This is a genomic window from Nitrosospira sp. Nl5 (genome assembly GCF_900102495.1).
In the GTDB taxonomy this organism is placed as follows: Bacteria; Pseudomonadota; Gammaproteobacteria; order Burkholderiales; family Nitrosomonadaceae; genus Nitrosospira.
Map to the genome: position 1 here is coordinate 1 of NZ_FMVQ01000013.1, position 24,641 is coordinate 24,641.

The 24,641-nt window shown below is 51.0% G+C and carries 23 protein-coding genes; 4 read left to right on the forward strand and 19 right to left on the reverse strand.

From position 1 onward, the window contains the following. Positions 1 to 465 precede the first annotated feature (465 nt). The 4 genes from BLP45_RS11625 to BLP45_RS11640 form a co-directional block, all read right to left on the reverse strand. Complete coding sequence (locus BLP45_RS11625; protein ID WP_090372654.1) at positions 466 to 858, reverse strand: hypothetical protein; 393 nt, start codon at positions 856 to 858, stop codon at positions 466 to 468. 52 nt (positions 859 to 910) lie between these two features. After that, complete coding sequence (gene sucD / locus BLP45_RS11630) at positions 911 to 1,798, reverse strand: succinate--CoA ligase subunit alpha (RefSeq protein ID WP_090372655.1); 888 nt, start codon at positions 1,796 to 1,798, stop codon at positions 911 to 913. Continuing rightward, positions 1,786 to 2,991, reverse strand: a complete 1,206-nt coding sequence (locus tag BLP45_RS11635; protein WP_090372656.1) for a malate--CoA ligase subunit beta — start codon at positions 2,989 to 2,991, stop codon at positions 1,786 to 1,788. Before BLP45_RS11635 ends, sucD begins: the two co-directional genes overlap by 13 nt. A 353-nt stretch (positions 2,992 to 3,344) precedes the next feature. Continuing rightward, positions 3,345 to 4,295, reverse strand: a complete 951-nt coding sequence (locus tag BLP45_RS11640) for an HpcH/HpaI aldolase/citrate lyase family protein (RefSeq protein WP_090372657.1) — start codon at positions 4,293 to 4,295, stop codon at positions 3,345 to 3,347. Positions 4,296 to 4,680: 385 nt separating this feature from the next. On the opposite strand from BLP45_RS11640, the gene gshA reads away from it, so the two are divergent. Then, entirely contained in the window at positions 4,681 to 6,288 is a 1,608-nt protein-coding gene (gene gshA, locus BLP45_RS11650; protein WP_090372659.1) for a glutamate--cysteine ligase, read from the forward strand. A gap of 56 nt (positions 6,289 to 6,344) precedes the next feature. On the opposite strand, the gene mltG is transcribed toward gshA, so the two are convergent. From mltG to BLP45_RS11695, 9 genes are all read right to left on the reverse strand, one after another. Further along, a complete protein-coding gene (gene mltG / locus BLP45_RS11655; protein WP_090372660.1) occupies positions 6,345 to 7,343 on the reverse strand; it encodes an endolytic transglycosylase MltG in 999 nt (332 codons plus the stop codon). Positions 7,344 to 7,478: 135 nt separating this feature from the next. Then, entirely contained in the window at positions 7,479 to 8,726 is a 1,248-nt protein-coding gene (gene fabF / locus BLP45_RS11660) for a beta-ketoacyl-ACP synthase II (protein WP_090372661.1), read from the reverse strand. Between the two features lie 39 nt (positions 8,727 to 8,765). Then, a complete protein-coding gene (gene acpP / locus BLP45_RS11665) occupies positions 8,766 to 9,002 on the reverse strand; it encodes an acyl carrier protein (protein ID WP_090372662.1) in 237 nt (78 codons plus the stop codon). A 212-nt stretch (positions 9,003 to 9,214) separates the two neighbouring features. Continuing rightward, positions 9,215 to 9,955 (reverse strand): 3-oxoacyl-ACP reductase FabG, encoded by a 741-nt coding sequence (fabG, locus tag BLP45_RS11670; RefSeq protein WP_176754737.1) that lies wholly within the window; start codon positions 9,953 to 9,955, stop codon positions 9,215 to 9,217. A 26-nt stretch (positions 9,956 to 9,981) separates the two neighbouring features. Next, positions 9,982 to 10,977 carry an ACP S-malonyltransferase gene (fabD, locus tag BLP45_RS11675; protein ID WP_090372664.1) on the reverse strand — a complete coding sequence of 332 codons (996 nt, stop codon included), beginning with the start codon at positions 10,975 to 10,977 and terminating at the stop codon, positions 9,982 to 9,984. Positions 10,978 to 11,108: 131 nt separating this feature from the next. Beyond that, entirely contained in the window at positions 11,109 to 12,068 is a 960-nt protein-coding gene (locus BLP45_RS11680; RefSeq protein ID WP_090372665.1) for a beta-ketoacyl-ACP synthase III, read from the reverse strand. 93 nt (positions 12,069 to 12,161) lie between these two features. Beyond that, positions 12,162 to 13,226 (reverse strand): phosphate acyltransferase PlsX, encoded by a 1,065-nt coding sequence (gene plsX, locus BLP45_RS11685; protein ID WP_090372666.1) that lies wholly within the window; start codon positions 13,224 to 13,226, stop codon positions 12,162 to 12,164. A gap of 79 nt (positions 13,227 to 13,305) precedes the next feature. Continuing rightward, entirely contained in the window at positions 13,306 to 13,485 is a 180-nt protein-coding gene (gene rpmF / locus BLP45_RS11690) for a 50S ribosomal protein L32 (protein ID WP_090372667.1), read from the reverse strand. Between the two features lie 25 nt (positions 13,486 to 13,510). Next, the gene (locus BLP45_RS11695) at positions 13,511 to 14,011 is read right to left on the reverse strand and encodes a YceD family protein (protein WP_090372668.1); all 501 of its coding nucleotides are present in this window, start codon (positions 14,009 to 14,011) and stop codon (positions 13,511 to 13,513) included. Between the two features lie 234 nt (positions 14,012 to 14,245). Between BLP45_RS11695 and BLP45_RS11700 the strand changes: the two genes are divergently transcribed. Further along, positions 14,246 to 14,842, forward strand: a complete 597-nt coding sequence (locus BLP45_RS11700) for a Maf family nucleotide pyrophosphatase (protein WP_176754738.1) — start codon at positions 14,246 to 14,248, stop codon at positions 14,840 to 14,842. Continuing rightward, positions 14,839 to 15,546 (forward strand): SAM-dependent methyltransferase, encoded by a 708-nt coding sequence (locus BLP45_RS11705; RefSeq protein WP_090372669.1) that lies wholly within the window; start codon positions 14,839 to 14,841, stop codon positions 15,544 to 15,546. Before BLP45_RS11700 ends, BLP45_RS11705 begins: the two co-directional genes overlap by 4 nt. 8 nt (positions 15,547 to 15,554) lie before the next feature. On the opposite strand, the gene BLP45_RS11710 is transcribed toward BLP45_RS11705, so the two are convergent. Both BLP45_RS11710 and BLP45_RS11715 read right to left on the reverse strand, forming a co-directional pair. Next, positions 15,555 to 16,505 carry a S49 family peptidase gene (locus BLP45_RS11710; RefSeq protein WP_090372670.1) on the reverse strand — a complete coding sequence of 317 codons (951 nt, stop codon included), beginning with the start codon at positions 16,503 to 16,505 and terminating at the stop codon, positions 15,555 to 15,557. 307 nt (positions 16,506 to 16,812) lie between these two features. Then, entirely contained in the window at positions 16,813 to 17,856 is a 1,044-nt protein-coding gene (locus BLP45_RS11715) for an RluA family pseudouridine synthase (protein ID WP_090372671.1), read from the reverse strand. A gap of 406 nt (positions 17,857 to 18,262) precedes the next feature. Here BLP45_RS11715 and BLP45_RS11720 point away from each other — a divergent pair, with 406 nt between their 5' ends. Further along, the gene (locus BLP45_RS11720; protein ID WP_090372672.1) at positions 18,263 to 21,070 is read left to right on the forward strand and encodes an Rne/Rng family ribonuclease; all 2,808 of its coding nucleotides are present in this window, start codon (positions 18,263 to 18,265) and stop codon (positions 21,068 to 21,070) included. 74 nt (positions 21,071 to 21,144) lie between these two features. Here BLP45_RS11720 and BLP45_RS11725 read toward each other — a convergent pair whose 3' ends face one another. The 4 genes from BLP45_RS11725 to BLP45_RS11745 all read right to left on the reverse strand — a co-directional run bounded on the left by BLP45_RS11725 (position 21,145) and on the right by BLP45_RS11745 (position 24,533). Beyond that, complete coding sequence (locus BLP45_RS11725) at positions 21,145 to 21,660, reverse strand: low molecular weight protein-tyrosine-phosphatase (protein WP_090372673.1); 516 nt, start codon at positions 21,658 to 21,660, stop codon at positions 21,145 to 21,147. Positions 21,661 to 21,755: 95 nt separating this feature from the next. Continuing rightward, positions 21,756 to 23,132, reverse strand: coding sequence for a phosphomannomutase/phosphoglucomutase (locus BLP45_RS11730; RefSeq protein WP_090372674.1), 1,377 nt, complete (start codon positions 23,130 to 23,132; stop codon positions 21,756 to 21,758). A gap of 233 nt (positions 23,133 to 23,365) precedes the next feature. Next, the gene (locus BLP45_RS11740; protein ID WP_090372736.1) at positions 23,366 to 23,572 is read right to left on the reverse strand and encodes a zinc-finger domain-containing protein; all 207 of its coding nucleotides are present in this window, start codon (positions 23,570 to 23,572) and stop codon (positions 23,366 to 23,368) included. Between the two features lie 40 nt (positions 23,573 to 23,612). After that, positions 23,613 to 24,533 (reverse strand): branched-chain amino acid transaminase, encoded by a 921-nt coding sequence (locus tag BLP45_RS11745; protein WP_090372676.1) that lies wholly within the window; start codon positions 24,531 to 24,533, stop codon positions 23,613 to 23,615. Between the last annotated feature and the right edge of the window lie 108 nt (positions 24,534 to 24,641).

The window sequence follows — 24,641 nt, forward strand, 5'->3', positions numbered from 1 at the left end:
GTAGGACGTCGCCGCCATCAACGCCCCAAATGTGAGCACCATTAGCCTCAGCCCAAGCTTGACTACCATTTCGTTTCTCCTTTGTTTGCCGTAATTCCAGATGAAACCGCATGTACAGTTGTCATGGGATAACTCATGGTTTCTCCTCGGAGGCAAGTATCCGCTTCACGTTATAAAAATATGAACTCCACTACGGGCCATATTTTATTTCTGGTTTATGGAAACGGGTAGCACCAGTGCCGCGACTCTTTCTGGTACCACGAAAACTGCTTCAATCACGCGATAAATCAACCACTGGCGACAGGCGGAGGAGATTGTATAGGAAATTACGGGCCAGCATGGAACAGCCTTATGACCGGTACAAGACCCGGAAAGTACGTTTATTGCGCTGGAGGAAGTAAGACCGCACCGAGCGATTGCTCGTGGGCGCCACACTCGCAGGAATAGGCATCGGGCCGGGGATTATTACTTGCTCATCATCAGCCAGAATACCAGGCCAGCCAGCACGCTGACCAGTAAAATACAGGCAATAAGCAGAATCTTCACTCGAACTCGAAACACTTCAATGGCCTCAACGATCAGCGCATTCTGTTCAGCAAGGGACTTGATTAGCTCGGTGGAGGATTTTTGCTCATCGCTCAATTCAACGATTCTTGTCTCTAACAGGCGGACGCGTTTATTCAGCTTATCCGCATTGGCGAAACCATCACCGGCTGATGAATTTGGGGCTTCGGCAAAACCGCTTGCGTCGGTCTTGGTTGCGGAAAAGAGATGTTTTGCCGCCTTGACGATATGGGGTGCCGATTCCAGTACATCTCCCCACGGAATGATCTTTAATGCTGTCATCCAGATTGCCATGTCCTAAGCCTCCACTGTCAAGCATACCCTGATAAAACCAGGTGCATAAAAACTACATCCTGGCCAGCACCTTGGCAACCGTTTCGCCCATCGCGGCGGGCGTTGGGCAAATTGTGACGCCCAACTCCTCAAGGGCAGCCACTTTTTCCGCGGCACTTTCACCTGCCGACGAAATAATCGCCCCGGCGTGGCCCATGCGACGGCCCTCAGGCGCGGTTAAACCTGCAATATAAGCGATTAGCGGCTTACTTAAATGTTCTTTGGCAAAAACACCGGCTTCAACCTCCTGGGGCCCGCCGATTTCACCGATCATGACCACTACCTTGGTCTCGATATCTTCCTCAAATCTTTCCAGGATATCCCGATGCGAACTGCCGATAATCGGATCCCCGCCGATTCCCACCGAAGTCGATATGCCAATACCCAACGTTCTCATCTGATCAGCGGCTTCGTAGCCGAGTGTCCCCGAGCGACCGATAATTCCGACATGACCTTGAATATAAATATGCCCGGGCATAATTCCCAACATTGCCCGGCCGGGGCTAATCGTACCGGCACAGTTTGGTCCGGTGAGCACCATTCTTTTTTTGAGGGGAAAGCGACGCAAAAAGTTCTTTACCGTCATCATATCCTGAGTGGGGATACCATCGGTAATCGCCACACAGTATTTAATACCGGCATCAGCGGCTTCCATAATTGAATCCGCCGCAAATGCCGGCGGAACAAATATGATGCTCGCCTCGGCTCCCACTTGTTGCACAGCTTCTTTTACCGTGTTGAAAACAGGCAGGCCCAAGTGTTGCTGACCGCCTTTGCCGGGAGTCACGCCGCCAACAACGCGGGACCCGTAGTTGATCATGTCCTGTGCGTGAAAGGTGCCGGTTTTACCGGTGAAGCCCTGAACAATAATACGCGTACTCTCGTTAATTAAGATTGCCATATACTTTCCCTTCTGCGTTCCTCCGCAATGACCTCGTTACGCGCATGGACAACCTTATCAGCCGCCTCCGCCAGCGTTCCCGCCGTGATAATAGGCAAGCCGCTCTCAGCAATGATCCGCCGGCCTTCCTCTACATTTGTACCGGATAAACGCACAACCAGCGGGACTTTCATGCCAATATTTTTTACCGCGTGCACGACACCTTCGGCGATCCAGTCGCAACGATTAATTCCGGCAAATATATTAACCAGCATCGCTTTAACGCCTTCGTCAGCCAATACCAGGCGAAATGCCTTTTCGGTGCGCTCCGCTGACGCTCCACCCCCGACATCAAGGAAATTTGCCGGTTCTCCACCCGCCAGCTTGATCATATCCATAGTGGCCATCGCCAGACCCGCACCGTTAATCACGCAGCCGATGTCGCCGGTCAGGCCAACGTAACTCAAGCCGTGATCCCCCGCCGCCACCTCCCGAGGGTCACCTTGGGTTTTATCGCGCAATTCGGCAATTTCATGGCGGCGAAATAAAGCGTTATCATCAAAACTCATTTTTGAATCCAGTATGATCAGTTCGCCGCTACCTGTAATAATCAACGGGTTGATTTCCAGCATATTCGCATCATGATCGCGCAAGGCGCGATAACAACCTTTTATGGTTTTAATGGCATGACTGAGTTGCGTTGCCTCCAATCCTAATGCAAAAGCCATCTCGCGCGCCTGAAAGTCTTGAAGACCGACAGCAGGCTCGACGTAAATTTTTTTGATTGCATCAGGATTTGTTTCAGCCAGTTCCTCAATTTCCATCCCGCCTTGCGCGGAGCCTATCATGACAATACATTCGGAGCTCCGGTCAATCAGAAAGCAGAGATACAGCTCTCTCACAATATCTATCCCTGCTTCGATATACACTCTTGAACAAACTTTTCCTGCCGGGCCGGTCTGATGCGTAACCAGATTTTTTCCCAATAATTCTTCCGCTGCCGCTTTCACCTCGCTATGCGTGTTGCAGACTTTGATGCCGCCTGCCTTACCGCGTGCCCCTGAATGAATCTGTGCTTTTACCACCCAGATGTTTCCGTCGATCTCTCTGGCGCGCTGCACACTTTCTTCGGGACTGTAAGCCAAGCCGCCCTCTGCGATCTTAACGCCATATTTAGTCAAAATCTCTTTCGCCTGATACTCGTGAATGTCCAATCTATCACCTTATCTGTTTAAAGAATCATTCATCTGGATTTCCTATGAATCGTTGAGCCGGAAGCAGATCAAGTTAATGCGGTGGAAAATAACAGCAACTTTAAACCTGAACCGGCGATCGACCGCTCATTTTTCATTTAATTGCCATGAGTCAAAAAGGTTTTTTTGATGACTTTAACCTTTGTCTTTATATGCGTCCGCTCCAGGATTTTAGGTTAGCTGACTGTCCTGGAACCTATGCATTCTGTGTCACTCGATTCTGGAGCTCACACCTCCGCGGTGCGCAACAACGCGCTTTAACCGATCCGATAAGGCCGAAAAGAAAAAGCCGCTAAAGGCGGCTATTGAATTGGCTATTCGCTTTTTGCGGCGATTGCTTCCGCCATCTTGACAACGTTATTGGCCATTCTTGCAGAAGCAGCGTCAATTAATCGACCATCCAGCGCAGCTGCACCTTTGCCTTGCGCTGCCGCTTCTTTTAAAGCAGCCAAAATGCGTTGCGCTTTTTCAATTTCCGCAGCAGGTGGTGTAAACACATCATTAGCGAGTGCAATTTGTGACGGATGGATTGCCCACTTTCCTTCACAGCCTAAAGCAGCGGCTCTTTTAGCCGCGAGTTTATAACCATCAGGGTCTTTAATATCGCCAAACGGACCGTCAATGGGACGCAAACCATATGCTCGGCAAGCCACTGTCATGCGGCTGATAGCAGCGTGCCATTGGTCGCCTGGATAATCCGGGTTAAGTCCGCCGATATTTGTTGTTCGGGCGCGATTACTGGCTGCGTAGTCGGCTACGCCGAAATGTAGTGCTTCGAGGCGGCCCAATGTGCCATTACGGGCGATATCCTCAACATTAGCCATGCCTAAAGCTGTCTCGATCAAGGCTTCGAGACCGATTCTATTCTTTAACCCTTGCTGCATTTCCAATTGGTTTAGCATGGCCTCAACCATGTATACATCGGCATACACCCCTACTTTGGGAACCAGGATGGTGTCCAGTTTGCCGCCCGCTTGTTCGACGAGATCAACAACATCGCGAACCATGAATTGCGTATCCAGCCCATTTATACGCACTGAAATTGTTACGCCATGTCCTTTCCAATCCAGGTCATTAAGCGCTTCGATAACATTTTTACGCGCCTTTAATTTGTCATCGGGAGCAACCGCATCTTCGAGATCAAGAAAAATGAAATCCGCGCCGCTTTTCATCGCTTTCTCAAACATCCCGGGATTCGACCCCGGAACAGCTAACTCGCAGCGCTGCACGCGTAAAACAGAAGCCTCATATAATGTGTGACTCATTTTCTCCTTCCTGGGTAATTTACAACGTCAAAATTTTATTTTCCGGGCCTGAATCAAGGAAAGCAACAACCCGACATTTTATTGAATAGCCCGCCATTCTACTTTTGAAGGAAGCAAAGTCAATTTTTACGTTCGGAAGCCGAGCAAATCCCAGTTGGATGTGCATTTCGGTATCCGCATTAATCCAATTTCCCGGCCCACCCGCAGCTTGCAGATACACGGGAACTTGGGCGCCGGATAGGATTTATTGAATTCATCAATGAAGCACATCCATGCCAAGGAAGAGATTAAAGATTGACTGCTCGCCTCTAATCCTTGAGGATAATCTCTAAAACAGAACAGGAATTTCTCTTGAGCTGTTTGAAACGGAGCCAGGGAGCAGTAGATGCCATACAAATTGCCTGATGGATACTTCAAAAGAATCGTCAACGAATCCCTTCAACCTTTATTAATCGACGGCTTAAAGGGTATCGAAAAAGAAAGCCTTCGCATTACCCGCGAAGGATCAATATCCCAACTACCCCATCCGGTTCGTCTGGGGGCTGCCCTGACCCACCCGCACATAACGACTGATTATTCTGAAGCTTTGCTTGAGTTGATCACTCCAGCATTATCCGATGGACGTGAAACATTACGTTTCTTGACAGACCTGCATAAATACGTTTGCGCAAATATCGATGACGAGTTGTTGTTGGCGTCAAGCATGCCTATCGGTGACCTGACGAATCCGGCAATTCCTATTGCCGAATATGGCTCATCCAATATCGGAATGATGAAGCATATATACCGGCGGGGCTTGGGCTACCGCTATGGCCGCTGTATGCAGGTCATTTCCGGGATTCATTTTAACTACTCGATTCCTGAGCAATTCTGGCCTCCGTACCAGCAATTAACGAGACATGCCGGAAGCTTGCAATCATTCACGACGCATTCGTATATGGGAATGATCAGAAATTTACAGTGTTATGGCTGGCTTATTCTGTATTTATTCGGTTCTTCCCCGGCAGTCAGCAAAACTTTTATGGATAGCCGTCATTCTGCCCATTCTCATACATTAGAGAAGTTCGATGAAACGTCATATTATAAACCTTATGCTACTTCTCTGAGGATGAGCGAGATCGGCTATATCAATCCCGTTCAATCAATGTTTCATGTTTCCTTTAATAGTCTTGATGATTATATAAGGGACCTGGCCAGGGCCACCTCGGTACCTTATCCCGATTATGAGAGAATTGGATTAAAAGCAGGAGACCAATATCAGCAATTGAATACTCATTTCCTGCAAATTGAGAATGAATATTACACCTCGGTACGGCCAAAACAACCTACCAGACCGAATGAGAGACCTCTCCAGGCATTAAGAAGCAGGGGTATTCAATATATTGAAATGCGATCTCTGGACGTCGATGTTTTTGAACCTGTCGGAATTTCGGTTGAAACAACACGATTTCTTGAAGCTTTTAGCCTTTTCTGTTTATTCCTGCAAAATCCGCCTTATGATTTGAAGCAGTATGAGGAGATTAATAGCAACGCATTGTCTGTAGCCAACAGAGGAAGGGATCCAGCACTGAAACTATTAAAAAAAGGACGGGAAACTTCACTGAAGCAGTGGGCGCTGATGCTATGCGAGCAAATGCAGGAAATTTGCGACGTTCTGGATAAAGGTAATAGCGATAAGCCCTATACCCAGGCATTGGACAAACAGATGGAAGTTATTCGCCATCCCGAGTTAACGTCTTCAGCAAGAATGCTCTCGACAATGCGAGACCAGCGTCTGTCAATTACCGATCTGGTATTGCAAAAATCACAGGAATATACACATTACTTTAAGAACTGCGCATTAGATGCTTCCGTGAAAATCAGTTTTGATTTTCAGGTTGAAACGTCGCTGGCGCAACAGAAGCAGTTGAATACAGCAACCGAAATTCCTTTCGATAAATACTTGAACAACTACTTTTTTCAAGATGCCGAAGCCAGCGGGGTTTATTCGTAAGGGCAATCCCGAAACCCATATTCATGATCCCGTAATATACCGTGGATCGTAAGGAATTACGGTGTCCTCCTTTTCTGGTATTTCGTTACCGCACGATTGTGATCCGCTAAATTACTTGAAAAATGCGATTCCCCGTTCCCTTTCGAGACAAAGTACAGCGCATCGGTTTTAGCAGGATTCAGCACCGCCTGGATCGAGGGCAGTCCCGGCATGGCAATAGGGGTGGGCGGCAGGCCGCGGCGTGTATAAGTGTTGTACTCCTGATCGGCCAGAAGGTCTTTCTTACGCAGGTTGCCATCGAATTTTTTGCCGAGGCCATAAATAATAGTAGGATCGGTTTGCAACAGCATACTTAAACGCAACCGGTTGACGAATACGCCAGCCACCATTGTCCGGTCGCTTTCCTTGCCGGTTTCTTTTTCAACGATCGAGGCGAGAATCAATGCCTGATAAGGATCTCTCAGCGGCAAATTTACAGCGCGTATATCCCATTCCCTATTGAGATGATTTTGCATCGCGTGATAAGCGCGCCTCAATATTGCGACATCGCTACTGCCTCGCGCAAAGAAATAGGTATCTGGGAAGAATAGCCCTTCCGCTGCTGTTTCGCTTGCTCCGATCGACCGTAGAATTTCCTCGTCGCTCAGGTTGGTGGTATCGTGCCGAATGGCCGAATGCTCATCCAGGACTTGCCTAAGCTGCAAGAAAGTCCAGCCTTCTATAAATCTGATTTCACTTTGATTGACGTCACCTTTGGTGATGCGCTCCAGCAGCTCCAGGGGTGACGTACTCACGGCAATCTCATAGTCCCCGGCCTTGAGTGAGGACGCGAGTCCCATCACCCGCGATAGCAAGACAAACGACCAGACGTCACGCAAAACCCCCGCATCGGCTAATTGCTTGGCAACGCTTCTCAGACTGCTGCCGGGCTCAATGGAAAATTCGTAAGGAACAACAGGAAGTTGAACTGGCCTGTTGACCTGGTAAGCAAACCATGCGGTGAACAGGAATATGCCAGCCAGTACGAGCAAACTGATGCGTTTTAGCGTGCGCATGCGCTACAACGAAAAATTAACCTGAAGTTGGAAGGGGGAATGTATGGTTAGAACTCACCAAGAAGGTGCGGGGATCAAAAAGTGTTGTGGCGCATTACTAAAAGTGAAAAAGAGCGAGTCAGCTATCGATCTAGTTTAAGTCTTACGAAAGATCAGCGTGCCGTTGGTGCCGCCGAAGCCAAATGAATTCGACATCGCCACGCCAATTTTCATTCTTCGTGCGGTATTGGGAACGTAATCCAGATCGCACGCCGGATCCTGCTCGAAAATATTAATAGTGGGTGGTGCAATCTGATGATGTACCGCGAGCGTGGAGAATATTGCTTCCACCCCACCCGCGGCACCCAGCAAATGTCCGGTCATGGACTTTGTGGAATTGACGACGAGTTTTTTCGCATGTTCGCCGAAGCAGCGCTTCACCGCAATGGTTTCCGTGAAGTCACCGAGCGGGGTGGAGGTACCGTGGGCATTGATATAGTCCACCTCAGCAGCATTCACCGCTGCATTTCTCAACGCGTTGGCCATGCATCGCGCGGCACCCTCCCCGTCTTCACAAGGTGCGGTCATATGATAGGCATCGGCGCTCATGCCGAAGCCAGCCAGTTCAGCATAAATTTTAGCCCCCCGGCGCTTGGCATGCTCCATCTCTTCCAGTACCAGGATCCCCGCGCCTTCACCCAGCACAAAGCCGTCGCGGCCCTTGTCCCACGGCCGGCTGGCGGTAGCGGGATCATCGTTGCGAGTCGATAGTGCCCGCGCCGAGGCGAACCCGCCAATAGAAAGTGGAGTGACACAAGACTCCGCGCCACCCGCTACCATTACATCGACATCGCCGTATTCGATCAGCCGGGCCGAGTCGCCGATGCAATGGGTCGCGGTGGTACAGGCAGTGACAATGGCAAGATTCGGTCCCTTGAAGCCGAACATGATAGAGAGATTACCCGCGATCATGTTAATAATGGTACTGGGAATAAAGAATGGCGAGATTTTGCGCGGACCCGCGGCAAGATACGCGTTATGCGTATCCTCGATCATTGATAAACCACCGATACCGGAACCAATGTTGACGCCAACGCGCTCGGCGTCAACCTGGGTATTGGCTATGTCTTCAATACCGGCGTCCTTGACGGCCTGGATCGCCGCAGCCATGCCATAATGAATGAAAATATCCATCCGGCGGGCGTCTTTGGCGGCAAGATAGTGTGTGGCATCGAAATCCTGGACCTCTCCGGCTATCTGAGAAGCAAATGCGGAAGCATCGAAACGCGTAATCCGGGTAATGCCGGATTTTCCTGCGACGACATTGTTCCATGCATCCGGAACATTGTTGCCAATAGGCGAAATAATGCCCAGGCCGGTGATGGCTACCCTACGCTTGGACAAGATTGACTCCGATATGGGGATTGTGCTTGAAGCAAGAAATCAGTTGGTGTGAGAATTTATGTAATCAATAGCCTGTTGAACGGTATTTATTTTCTCTGCCTGTTCGTCGGGAATTTCGCATTTGAATTCTTCTTCCAGTGCCATGACCAGCTCCACGGTATCGAGCGAATCCGCACCCAAGTCATCCACAAAAGACGATTCGTTCTTCACATCAGCCTCATTCACTCCCAGTTGCTCGGCCACAATTTTTTTTATACGCTGTTCTACATTTTCCATCTAGGTACCTCTTCTCCAGTAAGAAAAACGCCGCCATTCTAGCAAGTTTTCAAGTATTAATAAAATCAGAACCAATCAAAGATGAAAAAGCATTACGGATGCAACCGATACATAAAACACTATCCATGCCATTTGTCATTAATGATCACTACCTCAACCAAACGAGACAGGTAGATTATGAATGTTACTGCATTTAGCGGAATAACTTTTGATTAATCCATATACATTCCACCATTCACATGCAGCGTCGCTCCAGTAATATACCCCGAAACTGGAGAGGCAATAAACGCGACCGCTGAAGCCACATCCTCCGGACGCCCCAATCTCCCCAGCGGTACTTGCCGCAGGAGGTTTTGCCGTTGATTGTCATTGAGCGAGCGGGTCATGTCGGTCTCCACGAAACCCGGCGCAATGCAATTCACCGTGATGTTACGGCTGCCCACTTCGCGCGCCAAAGATTTGCTGAAGCCAAATATTCCTGCCTTGGCGGCGGCATAATTGCTCTGTCCCATATTACCGGTAGCGCCCACCACCGAGGAAATATTGATGATCCGTCCATAGCGGGCTTTCATCATGGCTCGCAGGACCGCGCGGCTTAAACGAAAAACTGATTTGAGGTCAGTTTCCATGATTTCATCCCATTCCTCATCCTTCATTCGAATGAGCAAGTTGTCGCGGGTGATACCGGCGTTGTTCACTAATATTCCGATATCCCCAAATCGCTCGTGTACCGCTTTTAGAACATTTTCAATCTGCGCAATGTCATTTACGTTCAAGATCACGCCAGCACCTTTGACGCTGGTCTCTTTCAGGTAACGGCTGATGATTTCCGCACCATCCTCGGTGGTGGCGGTACCCACAACAGTGGCTCCCTGCCGGCCTAGCTCAAGCGCAATAGCCTGGCCGATGCCCCGACTGGCGCCGGTAATGAGCGCTAATTGATTTTGCAGCATTATTGTCCAGTATGTTCGATCATGAATTAACCTGGATAAACCCGCGCAACAGGCGTCGGACTTTCTCCACCCTGCATCAATATGCTGGCAGCATCCTGAAGCGCTGCGCCGTCCGGCAATGCCAAGCTCTGCAAATTTCGGTCGACGTGCTTGTTAAGCCCCGACAGCACCTTGCCTGGACCGCATTCCATCACATGGCTGATGCCCGCGGCAGCAAAAGCGCGGATGGTTTCGGTCCACCGCACCGGCCTGCATAATTGCTGCACCAGAATTTCTTTTATTGCGACGGGATTATCGTGTTGTTGCACATCCGCATTGTGCAACAAGGGGATTTTTGGCGACTTAAGGGTCACATCCTCCAACTGCTGTCGCATTTTGTCGGCCGCCCGACTCATCAAGGAGCAATGCGACGGCACGCTCACAGGCAACATCAGTACTCTTTTTGCGCCACGTGACTTGGCTAGTTCCATGCCGCGCAATACCGCATTTTTGTGCCCTGCGACCACTATCTGGCCAGGCGAGTTAAAATTCGCCGGTTCCAACAATTCCCCGCTGGAAGAATCCGTGACTTCGTTGCACACTGCCCGGACCACTTCATCGTCAAGCCCCAGGATCGCCGCCATGCCCCCAATACCTTCCGGTACCGCCTGTTGCATCGCCTCTGCCCGAAAGCACACCAGTGGCAGCGCATCGGCAAGAAGCAATGCTTCCGAGGCTACCAAAGCCGTATATTCCCCTAGGCTATGACCGGCCATAAAAACGGGTTTCGCGTCACCCAAACTTTCCCATGCACGAAATACCGCGATACCTGCCATAAGCATCAGCGGCTGGGTGTTGATCGTCAGATTCAGCTTATCAGCCGGCCCCTCGTTGACCAGCGCCCAGAAATCCTGTCCAAGAATATCGGATGCCTCGGCAAAGGTTTCCCGGACAACGGGAAAATCGGCATATCCTTTCATCATGCCCAGCGACTGTGAGCCTTGACCAGGAAATACGCATGCAAATTTTAGGGGAAACTTCATTGCTGTTCCCATGTTTGATCGATTAGGCCCAACAATTGCCCATCATTGATGGGAACCAAAACTGAAAATTCCAATGCTCATCATCGAATGGTCGCAAACACGCCCGGCTATATGCCTTGTCATCCCACGGTTTACCAACGAAGCAGCACCGCTCCCCAGGTAAAACCTCCGCCCACCCCCTCCAGCAGCACGTACTGGCCGGATTGAATACGTCCGTCGCGTACGGCGGTATCCAGCGCCAGCGGGATAGAGGCAGCGGAGGTATTGCCGTGGCTATCCAACGTGGCAATTACTTTCTCCATTGGTATCCCTAATTTTTTTGCGGTGGAAAGAATAATGCGGATATTGGCCTGATGCGGAATCAACCAATCAATATCGGATACTTGCAATGCATTTTCAGCCACAGCCTCGTGGACAACCTCTTCCAGTACTTTTACCGCAAACTTGAAAACAGTATTACCTTCCATTGTAAGGAACGGCTTGCCTTGCACTTTGCCACCACAAATGCTGCCAGGTACGGCAAGGATTTTACTGTGGCTGCCGTCGGCATGCAGATGGCTTGAAAGTATTCCCGGTTGATCACTTGGGGTCAGTACCACCGCACCCGCGCCGTCTCCGAATAGCACACAGGTGGCGCGATCGGTCCAATCGAGGATGCGAGAATAAATTTCGGTACCAACCACCAACGCGGCACGATATTTGCCCGCGCGAATAAAAAGATCGGCGGTGGCAAGCGCATAGATAAAACCGCTACATACTGCCTGCACGTCGAATGCCGGGCAATCCTTGACACCAAGCTTATCCTGCAAAATGCAGGCAGTACTGGGAAAAATCACGTCCGGCGTGGTAGTGGCGACAATGATCAGGCCGATATCTTCAGCGGTGACTCCCGCCGCGTCCATTGCCGCGCGACTGGCGTGGAGCGCCAAGTCACTGGCCATTTCACTGTCTGCCGCGATGTGTCGTTGTGTAATACCGGTGCGAGTGCGTATCCATTCGTCACTGGTATCCACCATGCGCTCAAGATCATGGTTGGTGAGAATTTTTTCGGGCAAATAACTGCCTGTCCCAGTGATTCTGGAGTACATCATCTAAATCCGGCAGTTGGCCGCTCATTATTCAGTTTGGCGTAATGATCCATAAAGACTTTTTTGCCCCCTGGGCTTCACCCTTCGGTTGGCTCCCTAAAGGGCGGGACGTTCTTCCGGCAAGGGAGGAGGATACGATGTTGGACTTTTAGGTGAACGCGGCAACTCCGCTACACGCTCCCTTATATGACGCAACATCCCGCCACGAACCTCATCTACGGCGCGCGCGATTGCGAAACCAAACGCATAACTGTCTGCCGACCCGTGGCTCTTAATGACGATGCCACGCAACCCCAGCAGGCTCGCTCCATTGTATTGACGGTGGTCCACCCGGCGCTTGAATGCATTGATGACCGGCAAGGCAACGACTCCCGCCAACTTGGTGAGAAGATTGCGCCTGAATTCCTCGCGCAGGTATGTGGAAAGCATCTGCGCCACACCCTCCGAAGTTTTCAGGGCTACATTGCCAACGAAACCGTCACACACAACCACATCGGTCGTCCCTTTATAAATGTCATTACCCTCAATATTCCCGTAAAAATTCAATCCACTGACCCGAAGCATCTCCGCCGCCTGCTTCACCACTTCGTTGCCTTTGATCTCTTCCTCGCCGATGTTCAGCAGGCCGACGCTGGGCCTCTCCTTACCTTCTACAGAAGATACGAGGGTCGCTCCCATGACGCCGAATTGAAGCAGGTGTTCGGCATTACAATCCACATTGGCGCCCAAATCAAGCACGTAAGTGCGTCCCCTCATAGTGGGCAATACCACCGCGAGCGCTGGCCGATCAATGCCAGGGAGCGTTTTCAGGACAAACCGTGAGGTCGCTATCAAGGCTCCGGTGTTACCAGCGCTGACGCAGGCTTGGGCTTCACCGCTTTTGACCAGATTGATAGCAACTCGCATCGAAGAATTTTTCTTGCCGCGTAACGCCAGGGCGGGCGACTCATCCATGCCCACAACTTCGCTTGCAGCATGAATCCGTAACCGTGGGCTGGATGCAAACTTGATGGCACACAATTCTGCTTCAATAGCGTCGCGGAGTCCCACCAGAACAATGTCCGTCCCGGGATTGCGATGGAGGTAATCGACGACGGCGGGCACCGTCACATGAGGGCCGTGATCGCCACCCATGCAATCTATGGCTACGGTAATATCCAATCTTGGCGCCCCCTAAGCCCGAGATGCGGCCAGGATAAACTGAAAACTTCGGTACCCCCGCGAAACGATGGGGCGAAATTCAATCTCCCTTTGCCTTGACGACCTTCTTTCCGCGGTAGTAACCGTTGGGGCTGATGTGATGACGTAAGTGTACTTCGCCGGTATTAGAATCCACCGTCAGCGGCGAACTGGTCAAAAAATCATGCGAGCGGTGCATCCCGCGTTTTGACGGAGATTTTTTGTTTTGTTGGACTGCCATGGTCGTTTAGCTCCTTTAATGAATTTCAATGCAGCTTTTTCAGTTGCGTCAATGCGGTAAAGAGAGGCGTGGCGCCCGCCGTGTCATTATGGTTCAGCGTACCCAGCGAGCATTCACTCTCCTCATGCCGGGGCGAAATCGGCAAGCCCAGAATTATTTCATCCTCAATCAGCCCTAGAATATCCATGTCAGGTTTCGCCAGGATGCCGTCAGCCGATTCATTTTCATCAAGACGAGAAAGTTCATCCTCATTTCTTGTCAGCAACAGCTCCGTTCGTAAATCCAGCATGTGCCGGAGTTCGCCAAGGCAACGCTGGCACTGCAGGCTTATCGTTCCCTGAACGGCGACTCGCAAAACAGGGTTGCCGTCCCTGTCCAGAGCGCCACTGACCATGTACTTAAGCTCGTCGCGATCGCCAACCAGATAATCCTGCAAACGCTCAAAGTCGGAAACAACAATTTTACCATGATGTTCCCCACCTTTATAGGCAAAATCAAGGGTATCTATGACAAGGCGTGCAGACATAAAAGGGTTTTATAAAATCAAATTACGGGGCATTTGCTTCCCGGCTGGCCTTCAATTAACGGCAAATTATTTTTATCTGACAGACAGGCGACTTTGTAACTTCTTTCGCGCTCAATTGATAAATGAACACATTTGGTATTAGAATTTGGAAGGCACTCGTACGCCGTGCGAGGCACTCATACGGCGCGCATAATATATTTTTTGCCTCCGAGTGTCAAAATCATCTAACAAACCTTGAAAACACAACAAATTGCGCAACAACTTGTATTGGGATCCAGCTCCATTTATCGTCGCGAACTACTCCTGCGCCTGCAAATTCCGTTTGAAGTCTTTAATCCGGAAATAGATGAAACTCCCCTGGCAGACGAGATTCCTGAAGCCACCGCCCTTCGCTTAGCCGCCGCAAAAACTCGTGCAGTTGCGGTGAATTATCCCGACGCCCTGATTATTGGCGCCGATCAAGTGGCGGTACTGGAAGGCATCCGGCTCGGCAAACCATTGAACCGTACAAACGCGGTCAAACAGTTACAGTTCGCTCGTGGAAGAGAGGTGGTATTCCATACAGCGCTGAGTCTTTTCAACGGCCGCAAGCACAACATACACACGCGGCTTATCCCTTCTCGTGTCAAGTTCCGCAATTTAAGCAATCGGCAAATCGAAAACTACCTCGACCAGGAGCAGCCGTATCATTGCGCCGGAAGCGCCAAATCCGAAGGATTGGGTATTGCATTGATTGAACGCATGGTGAGCGACGATCCCACTGCGCTAATTGGCTTGCCGCTGATCGCATTGGTGGATATGCTGGCATGCGAAGGGGTGGAGATCGTGTGAATTCCGGTACGCTCTATCTCATTCCCACCCCGCTTGGCGAAGGTGATATCAACTGGATGCTTCCTGTTGCCGTCAGACAATGCATAGCCGGACTCCGCCACTATATTGTCGAGCATCCAAAAACTGCCCGGCAATTTCTGAAACAGGTTGGCGGTATCCCGCCGTTGCAGAACATCAGAATGCAAGTGCTGAATGAGCACACCCAGCTCAAGGAATTTGCCAACCTGCTTGAACCATTGCTGACAGGAAACGATATCGGGCTATTATCTGAAGCCGGATGCCCCGCTGTAGCTGATCCCGGTGCAGGATTGGTGCGGCTTGCTCACCAGAAGAATCTTCGGGTAGTGCCACTGGTGGGTCCGTCTTCCATACTGCTGGCGCTGATGGCTTCCGGATTAAACGGGCAGCACTTCGTGTTCCACGGCTATCTTCCGATAGAAAAAAACAAACGTGCCGGGAAAATTATTGAACTGGAAAGAGACTCTATCGTCCGTGACCAGACACAGATATTCATTGAAACCCCCTATCGCAATCAGAGACTATTGGACGCCATTGCTCTTACCTGCGGAAATGACACCGCGCTTTGCATCGCTTGCAACCTTACGTTGGCCAGTGAATTTATTTCAACCAGAACAGTCAAGGAATGGAAGCGTGGGTTCCCTGATCTCAAGGATAAACCCGCCATTTTTTTGCTGCATGGGTAACTGGTTTGCTAACGTAATCCCCAGCTATTTCCTGCACTGATCAGCGTATCCGCCACGACTGCCCCGAAACGTCTGGCGAAGCGCTCGGCAAACCCTTCCCGGGTCGTGTAATCCACGATATGCTCGGCCTTGATAATTTCGCGCGCCACATATTCGGCGCTGCCTATAGCGTCAGTGAGCCCCAGGTCTATGCTTTTCTGGCCGGTCCAGACAATGCCGCTGAATATTTCTGGCGCCTCTTTCAGGCGTTTCCCCCTACCTTGCTGCACCACCTGGATAAACTGCTGATGGACATCACCCAGTATCTCCTTGGCATGTTCCTCCTGTTCTGGATTAGGGGGTGAGAAAGGATCAAGGAAGCCCTTGTTTTTCCCCGCCGTAATTAATCGCCGATCAACGCCGAGTTTTTCCATTGCACCGGTAAAACCAAAACCATTCATCAGTACACCGATAGAACCCACGACACTTGCCTTGTCTACATAAATTTTGTCGGCAGCGACGGCAACGTAATAACCACCAGAAGCACAAATATCCTCGACCACGGCATAAAGGGGAATTTTTGGATATTCCGCGCGCAAACGGCGGATTTCGTCGTTGATATAACCTGCCTGCACTGGGCTGCCGCCGGGGCTGTTGATGCGCAGAATCACCCCTCGTGTTTTTTCATCCTTGAATGCATTCTGCAAGCCCGCATTAATATTATCAGCACTGCTGACGCTGTCAGGGGAGATTACGCCGCGCAACTCGACCAGGGCAGTATGTTTTCCGGCAATGGACATGTCATTACCCCCAAACCAACCCAGTCCATAAAACAGAAGAATAAACAGGTAGATAAAGGCGAGCGACTTGAAGAATACGCTCCAGTGACGTGCCCTGCGTTGTTCCTGCAAAGAAGAAAGCATCAGTTTCTCAAGTACCTGCTTCTCCCAGCTTTCATTACGATTCTCTGAATCGGCCATGATTTTTTCAGTCCTTCAAATAAGACAAGCAGCAAACCGCATTGGAGCGGCTGTTAATAAAATATTGCCATCTGTTTTCCTGGCACAGGCTCTCTCCAACTGCCTGCATTGCCGAAAACCGCTCGGACCTCAAGACATATAAATCAAATCACACCAATGGATCAAGTATAACTGGAATCACGGAATTCCCTTTCTATCCAAACCAGCGGTTGCTACCCCGATTAATAACTTTTTCACCACTGCCAGCGGAAATTCCCTGACATAGGCTTCAATGATTCGATGACGGCTTGGACGACACCAGTATTGTTCACTCTGGCTCTGCCGATCCATCCATATTGATATCCAATATATCCAATCCATTTAAAAATTCCTGTAGATCTTTCGCTAGCGGCGCTTGCAGACGTAAGCTCTTGCCAGTCTCGGGATGTGTCACCGCGGCCAGGAAAGCATGCAGGAACATACGCTCCAATCCGGGTTTTCGGCCGCTTCTGGCCAATTTCTTGTTCAGCGCGAAATCGCCGTACTTGTCATCACCGGCAACAGGGAAACCGAGATGAGCAAGATGTACCCGAATTTGATGAGTACGTCCCGTTTTTAGTTCCGCTTCCAGCAGGCTGAACCCGCGCCAGGCTTTCTTCAGGGTAAATATGGTATGAGCTGCCATTCCCGCTTTTTTGTCTCTCGCTTCCGAGGCCACCGCCACGCGCCGTTCGCCGGCTGCCGTGACGTATTTGTTAAGGGACAGCTTGACGTTTTGCCTCGGATTATGCCATTTGCCTTTCACCAGCACCAGGTAACGTTTTTCCATCGACCCTGCGCGGATTTGGCGGTGTAATTCAACGAGCGCCGCCCGGTTTTTAGCGAGAAGTAGAATCCCCGAAGTTTCTCTGTCAAGACGATGAACCAGTTCCAAGAATTTCCACTCGGGATGCTGGGTGCGCAATTGTTCGATAACTCCGAAGCTCACTCCGCTTCCGCCATGCACCGCGACGCCGGCAGGTTTGTTGATCACCAAAAGCGCTTCGTCTTGAAATAAGATTTCGAACCGGATCAACTGGGATTTGGTTATTTTCTTGTTGGCTGGCACATGACTTTCCGCGATTCTTACCGGCGGAATACGCACCATATCACCCAACCTGAGCTGGCGGGCCGCATCGACGCGTTTACTGTTAAGCCGCACCTGCCCGCTACGCAGCAGCTGGTAGATATGGCTTTTGGGCACGCCTTTAAGGCGCTTGATCAAAAAATTATCGATACGCTGGCCGTTGCTATCCTCCCCTACGATTTCACTGACTACAGCGCTCGGAGGAAATTCTTTGCCTAAATCCTTAATTCTACTTATACTTGCCAATTCGGAGTTCCAGCTTATCCTTTATCCGGTGCGCGAAATGGCGCTGTTGATGAGATCTTGTCCGACAGAGACAGGAGTGAAAGCCAACCCGAAAATTTGATTATGGTTAATGTCGCTCACCAATAAAGTAGCGATGGTAATTGATTTGCGCGCTCAAAGCACACGTAGATTTCAGTTTCGTAGCGTCCGCTTGCTGGGGCAGCCATAGTCGAAACCTGATTGAAACTTAATTTCCCGGTCCTGCTTGGAAGAAAGCAGGACCCCATGACAAGCCAGAGAAATAGTCATTAATAAGCAGCCCGACACTATGATGAAAGTTGCCTGACTAAGAAATTCTCGTATACGTGCTCGGATATCCCGTAGCGCGTAGGCTGTCTGCCCGTGACTAGAGCGCGGGAGGCATAAAATGAAACGCATGCTATTTAACGCGACACAGCCGGAAGAACTCCGTGTCGCCATTGTTGATGGTCAAAAACTTATTGATCTCGACATTGAATCCGCCGGCAAGGAACAACGCAAGAGCAACATTTACAAAGCAGTCATTACCCGTCTCGAGCCCAGTCTCGAGGCCGCTTTTGTCGAATACGGCGGCGAACGTCACGGTTTTCTTCCCTTCAAGGAAATTTCCCGCTCTTATTTCAAGGAAAGTGCCGATCCGACCCGGGTTCGCATTCAGGATGCGCTCCATGAGGGGCAGGAACTCATTGTTCAGGTAGATAAAGACGAACGTGGAACCAAGGGAGCGGCGCTTACCACCTATATTTCCCTGGCCGGCCGCCATCTGGTTCTCATGCCCAACAATCCCCGGGGCGGCGGTGTCTCGCGCCGCATTGAGGGTGAAGACCGGGCGGAACTGCGTGATGTCATGTCACAACTGAACGTCCCGACGGGGATGAGCATTATCGCCCGCACCGCCGGGATAGGCCGCAGCGAGGAAGAATTGCAGTGGGATCTTAATTACCTGCTGCAGCTGTGGCGTGCAATTGAAGATGCTTCCAAAAATCAAAGTGGCGCTTTCCTGATTTATCAGGAAAGCAGTTTGGTAATACGTGCTATCCGCGATTATTTTCATCAGGAGATCGGCGAGATCCTGATTGATACCGAAAGCATTTACGAGCAGGCGTGCCAATTCATGAGTCACGTCATGCCAGCGAATGTCGGTCGCGTCAAACTCTATCGCGACGATGTACCATTATTTTCGCGTTTTCAGATTGAGCATCAGATTGAGACCGCGTATTCACGTCAGGTGACATTGCCTTCGGGCGGCGCCATCGTTATTGATCACACCGAAGCGCTGGTATCGGTAGACGTAAACTCGGCACGCGCTACGCGTGGTTCCGATATCGAGCAAACTGCGCTCAATACCAATCTGGAAGCCGCAGACGAGATCGCGCGGCAATTGCGGCTGCGTGACTTGGGAGGGCTGGTGGTAATCGACTTTATCGATATGGAAATCACCCGTAATCAGCGTGAAGTGGAGAATCGCCTGCACGATTCATTACGGTACGATCGGGCGCGTGTGCAGATGGGCAAGATCTCACGTTTCGGCTTGCTGGAATTGTCGCGCCAGCGCTTGCGTCCCTCGTTAGGCGAGAGCAGCTACATTTCTTGCCCGCGTTGTCATGGCACCGGTCACATTCGCGGCACGGATTCCTCAGCATTGCATATTCTGAGAATCATTCAGGAAGAAGCCATGAAAGAGAATACCGCGATACTTCACGCCCAAGTGCCGGTTGATGTTGCCACTTATTTGCTGAACGAAAAACGTGCGGAAATTCATGCTATCGAAGCGCGCTTGAAGGTAAATGTCGTTTTGATCCCGAATATTTACCTGGAGACTCCAAACTACGAGATCACACGTCTGCGTCATGACGACGTTAAGCTGGGTGAAGTTCAAGTCAGCTATCAGATGGTAGAAAAACCGGCACAGGAAATTGTTCTGCCCTCAACCGCGCAGGAAGCCAAGCCAACCCGGCAGCAAGCAGCTGTGCATGGCATCACGCCATTGCAACCGGCTCCGATACGTGAGCAAAAGCCGCAATACGAACCCGAACAGCCCTCGTTTCTGGATAAGCTGTTCGGCTGGTTCAAACAGATGAGCGGCGAAGAAAAGAAAGTTCAGCCGAAACCAGTCTCAGTCAGTTCACAACGACCAGAGCGCGGACGCGCCCGGCGTGATCGCGCCCGGGAAGGACGCGATGGCGAATACAATGAGAAAGCCTCACGAAGTGGGCAACGCGGACGTGACGACCGTGGTGAGCGTGGCAGCGAAGCCAGCGGCGTCTTGAGCCAGATGAGTCAGAACCGGGAAACCCCGGCGCAACGTATCGATCATGCCGAATCGAAACTCCAGGGCGACAGACCTGCTCAAAAAAAGCAGCCGCGACCACCGCGTGAAGAAAAAATCCGGACTGAAGCCAAGCTGACGCCAGGAGAAGAACAGCCGGCTACCGACGCCTTCTCGCAGCAAGGCGAAGACGGTGGACGCCGTCGACGTCGTGGCGGAAGACAGCGTGATCGTGGTGAGCGCTCAGAACGTGCTTCGCGTGAAGGTAAACAGGCTGCTGTGCGAGACTCTCACCCGCAGCAAGCTAAGCCAACCCCCGTCGCGCATGAAGAAAGCGCCAAACCTGAGACCACGAGTCCGCTTCCGATACAGGAAGCACCGGCTCTCATTCTTACTTCTTCTTCCTTACAGGCATCAGAGATACTTTCAGAATCAGAGACCGCTTCTCATTCTGCATCCTGGAATATAGAACAGGCGCCGGGAATCGTGGCGTCAGAAACACCGGTAGAGCGTTCGGACCCAGCCAAGGAGCCGGTATCAGAGGACGAGCTGGGCAAGCAGCAGCCCATTCAAAAGAATTTTGTGGAACCCGCTGCTAGCCCGCTTGCCTCTATCACAGCAACACGAGAACCTGTCCAGGCTGAAGTTTCCGAGCCACGGAAGGGGGCTCCAACGGCAACGCTCGAATTAATAACCGGTTCTGAACCGCAAGAGTCCATGCAAATCCAGCCCCCCAGTGTAATCGAACCGCCGGATCTGGTCGAAAGCGGGCTAATCATGATCGAAACCGTTCCGGAAAAAATAAAACCGGTTGAAACCGATGCAGCAGGAGAGTCAATGCTACCGGAGCGGCGCCGAAAAAGACCGTCTCCTGCTCCAGTAGTGGAGCAGGATGAACCGCTGGTACAAGTTGAGACGCACAAATAAAATAGGTTATTGCAGCACATCACAATAAAAAAGGCGGGGAATCGCTCCCGCCTTTTCATATGGCATCCCATGGCTCAGCCATATAAATTTCCGTTCTTTTCGTTACGGAGGCGATCAAGCAGCCCCTGCCCCGCCTCCTCTACCAAATTCAGCACCTGCTCAAAGCCCTGATGTCCACCAAAATAAGGATCTGGCACCTCTTTCACGCCTTCAGAGAACCTTGTACTGTACTGCATTAACAGTCCGAGCTTGTGGCTGTATTGAGGCGGGCATTCCCGCTCAAGTATGGCGAGATTGGCTCTGTCCATTGCCAGAATGTAATGAAAAACCTCGAAATCCCTCTCATGTATCCGGCGGGCACGTAATTCTTTCGTGTCATAACCACGCCGCACTGCCGCTTTCTGAGCCCTTCCATCCGGTGGTTCACCGGCGTGATAATCATGTGTACCGGCGGAATCGATATAAACTTCTTTCTCAAAGCCGGCAGCTCTGACCTGATGCCTGAACACTGCCTCCGCAGTGGGCGAACGACAGATATTACCCATGCAGACAAACAGAACTCCTATTCTCTTTTCTCCCAATTTCGTCATGATGTCCTGATTACTCCGTTCTTACCAAGCTCAAAAGTCTTCAACGCTATCCGTAGCAGTAATATAAAACCGTAAACCAACTATCAGGGAAAAGTTCAGTACGGCAAAACCACTCCCGGTAATGCGTCCAGGATAACTCTGCGGAAGTCATTCTGTATACGCTTCAAGGCTGCGTCGTCGTCCGCCTCGAATCGTAGTACGATTACCGGCATGGTATTGGATGAACGGGCCAAGCCGAAGCCGTCCTTGTATTCCACCCTCAGTCCATCGGTGGTAATAACGCGCTCAGGATTATCGAAGCGTGCGGTTTTCTGTAATTGCGCGATAACTGCGTAGTTCTCGCCTTCTTTCAATCTGATTTGCAACTCCGGCGTGCTGATCGCATCGGGGATAGCGTGCAGGACAGCATCGATATCCGCTTGGTGACTGAGTAATTCCAGCAGGCGAGCGCCCGCATAAAGGCCATCGTCGAATCCGTACCAACGCTCCTTAAAAAAAATGTGTCCGCTCATCTCTCCTGCCAGCAGCGCACCGGTTTCCCTCAATTTGCCCTTGATGAATGAATGCCCGGTTTTCCACATGATGGGCTTGCCGCCATGTTGCTCGATCCATGGCGCCAGATTGCGGGTGCATTTCACATCAAAAATGATCTGACTACCGGGATTTCTGGATAATACATCAGCAGCAAACAGCATTAATTGGCGATCAGGATAAATAATACTGCCATTCTTCGTGACCACACCCATCCGATCACCGTCTCCGTCGAACGCAAGCCCGATTTCCGCGCCGGTGGTTTTAAGGGCGTGGATCAGGTCGTGCAGATTTTCAGGTACGGATGGATCAGGATGATGATTGGGAAATGTACCGTCCACTTCACAAAACAGCTCGGTTACCTCGCATCCCAGTCTGCGATACAGCGTTGGAGCATAGGCCCCCGGGACCCCGTTGCCGCAATCCACAATGATTTTCATCGGACGCGTCAACTCGACATCGCTGGTTATCCGTTGAAGATACGTTTCGGCGATGTCATGCTCGCGATAATGGCCATTGCCGTAAGTAAAGTCGTTGTTTTCCAGGCGCGAACGCAAGGCCTGAATGGATTCGGCAGCCAGAGTTTCACCACCCAGCACCATTTTTAAGCCATTATAGTCAGGCGGATTATGGCTGCCCGTGACCATTACTCCAGAATAATTGCATAGCGTATGTGCTGCAAAATAGAGCATAGGTGTGGCGATCATCCCCATATCCACCACGTTAATGCCGCTTTTTTGCAAGCCTCTTGCCAATGCCAGCGCCAGTTCCGGCCCTGACAATCGGCCGTCGCGGCCTATTGCGACCGATGCGAGCCCCCGTGTCCGTGCCTCGGAACCAATCGCGTGGCCGATGGCTTCCACGATCTCAGCGGTTAGGGTTTTGCCGGCGATACCGCGAATATCGTAGGCTTTGAAAATTTCATATGGGATTGCATGCATGAGATTTTATGAAGCGGCGGGTGGGATACTCAGGCTAATTCAAGTGAATGTGGACACGAAGATTGTACAAAGCACAGGGGTGGAACGAAATAAGTATTCTCAGCAGAAGCGGGAGTATATGGGAACACTTGATCACCCCTTCATTGCCATGACGAGAGGGGGGAACACATCTGAATGGCTTGCCGAAGCACCGGCACCCTGTTGCGAGTTCAAATAACACGATTTCACTTCGGTCAATGATGCCCCGCCGTCGCCCCACCCTTGAGTGTATAGCGTGTCCCGCAGTATGGACATAATGCCTCGCCCGTGTCTTCTATCGGTAGAAACACGCGGGGATGCGAGTTCCATAACAGCATTGAGGGTGTTGGACAATGCAGCGGCAGGTCGTCAGTCGTGATCTCGATGTCGCGCTGTTTGCTATCGTTGGCGTGATTCTGCATCAGCTGTTTCCCCGGTTTCATTAGATTTAATCGGATGTGATCAGACATAAGTGAGCCAGTCGGCATGGGTGCTGCTCTTGCCGTTGACGCAGTCGAAAAACATGGTTTGCAGTCTGGCAGTGATCGGGCCGCGCTTGCCGTTACCGATACTGCGATGATCAAGTTCGCGAATCGGCGTAACTTCGGCTGCGGTACCGGTAAAAAACGCCTCATCCGCGCAATATACCTCGTCGCGTGTGATACGTTTCTCGATTACCGGAATTCCTATTTCCGCGGCGAGTTCTATGATGGAAGCGCGGGTGATGCCTTCCAGGCAGGAAGTCATGTCCGGCGTATAGAGTTTGCCGTGCTTGACAATGAATATATTCTCGCCCGATCCTTCCGCCACATAGCCATCCACATCCAGGAGCAAAGCCTCATCGTAGCCGTCGGTGGCAACTTCCTGATGGGCCAAGATTGAGTTAGCGTAGGTTGCGACCGACTTGGCGCGACACATATTGACGTTGACATGATGACGCGTAAATGACGAGGTTTTGACACGAATGCCTTTTTCCAGGCCATCCGCCCCCAAATAGGCACCCCACGGCCAAGCGGCGACTGCCACATGCACCGACAGTGTCTTGGCGGAAATGCCCATGGCCTCCGAGCCGTAAAAGGCGATCGGACGGATATAGCACGATTCCAGGTTGTTCTGCTTTACCATCTCGCGTTGCGCTTGCATCAGCGTTGCCTTGTCATAGGGCATTTTCATCATGAAAATATGCGCTGAATTGAACAGGCGGTCGGTATGTTCCTGGAGACGGAAAATTGCGGGCCCCTTGGGCGTCTGATATGCGCGCACGCCTTCGAATACCCCCAAACCGTAGTGCAGAGTATGGGTAAGCACATGGGTGGTAGCGTCGCGCCACGGAGTTATTTTTCCATCGCTCCAGATCACGCCGTCGCGGTCAGCCATTGACATTCAGAGACTCCGGGAGAGAATTCAGAGGTGAGTATTCTAACGTATTTTTCTGATGAAGAATGAAAACCCCGGCCTTCGAACGGCACAGCTTGGCAGTGAAAACAACAG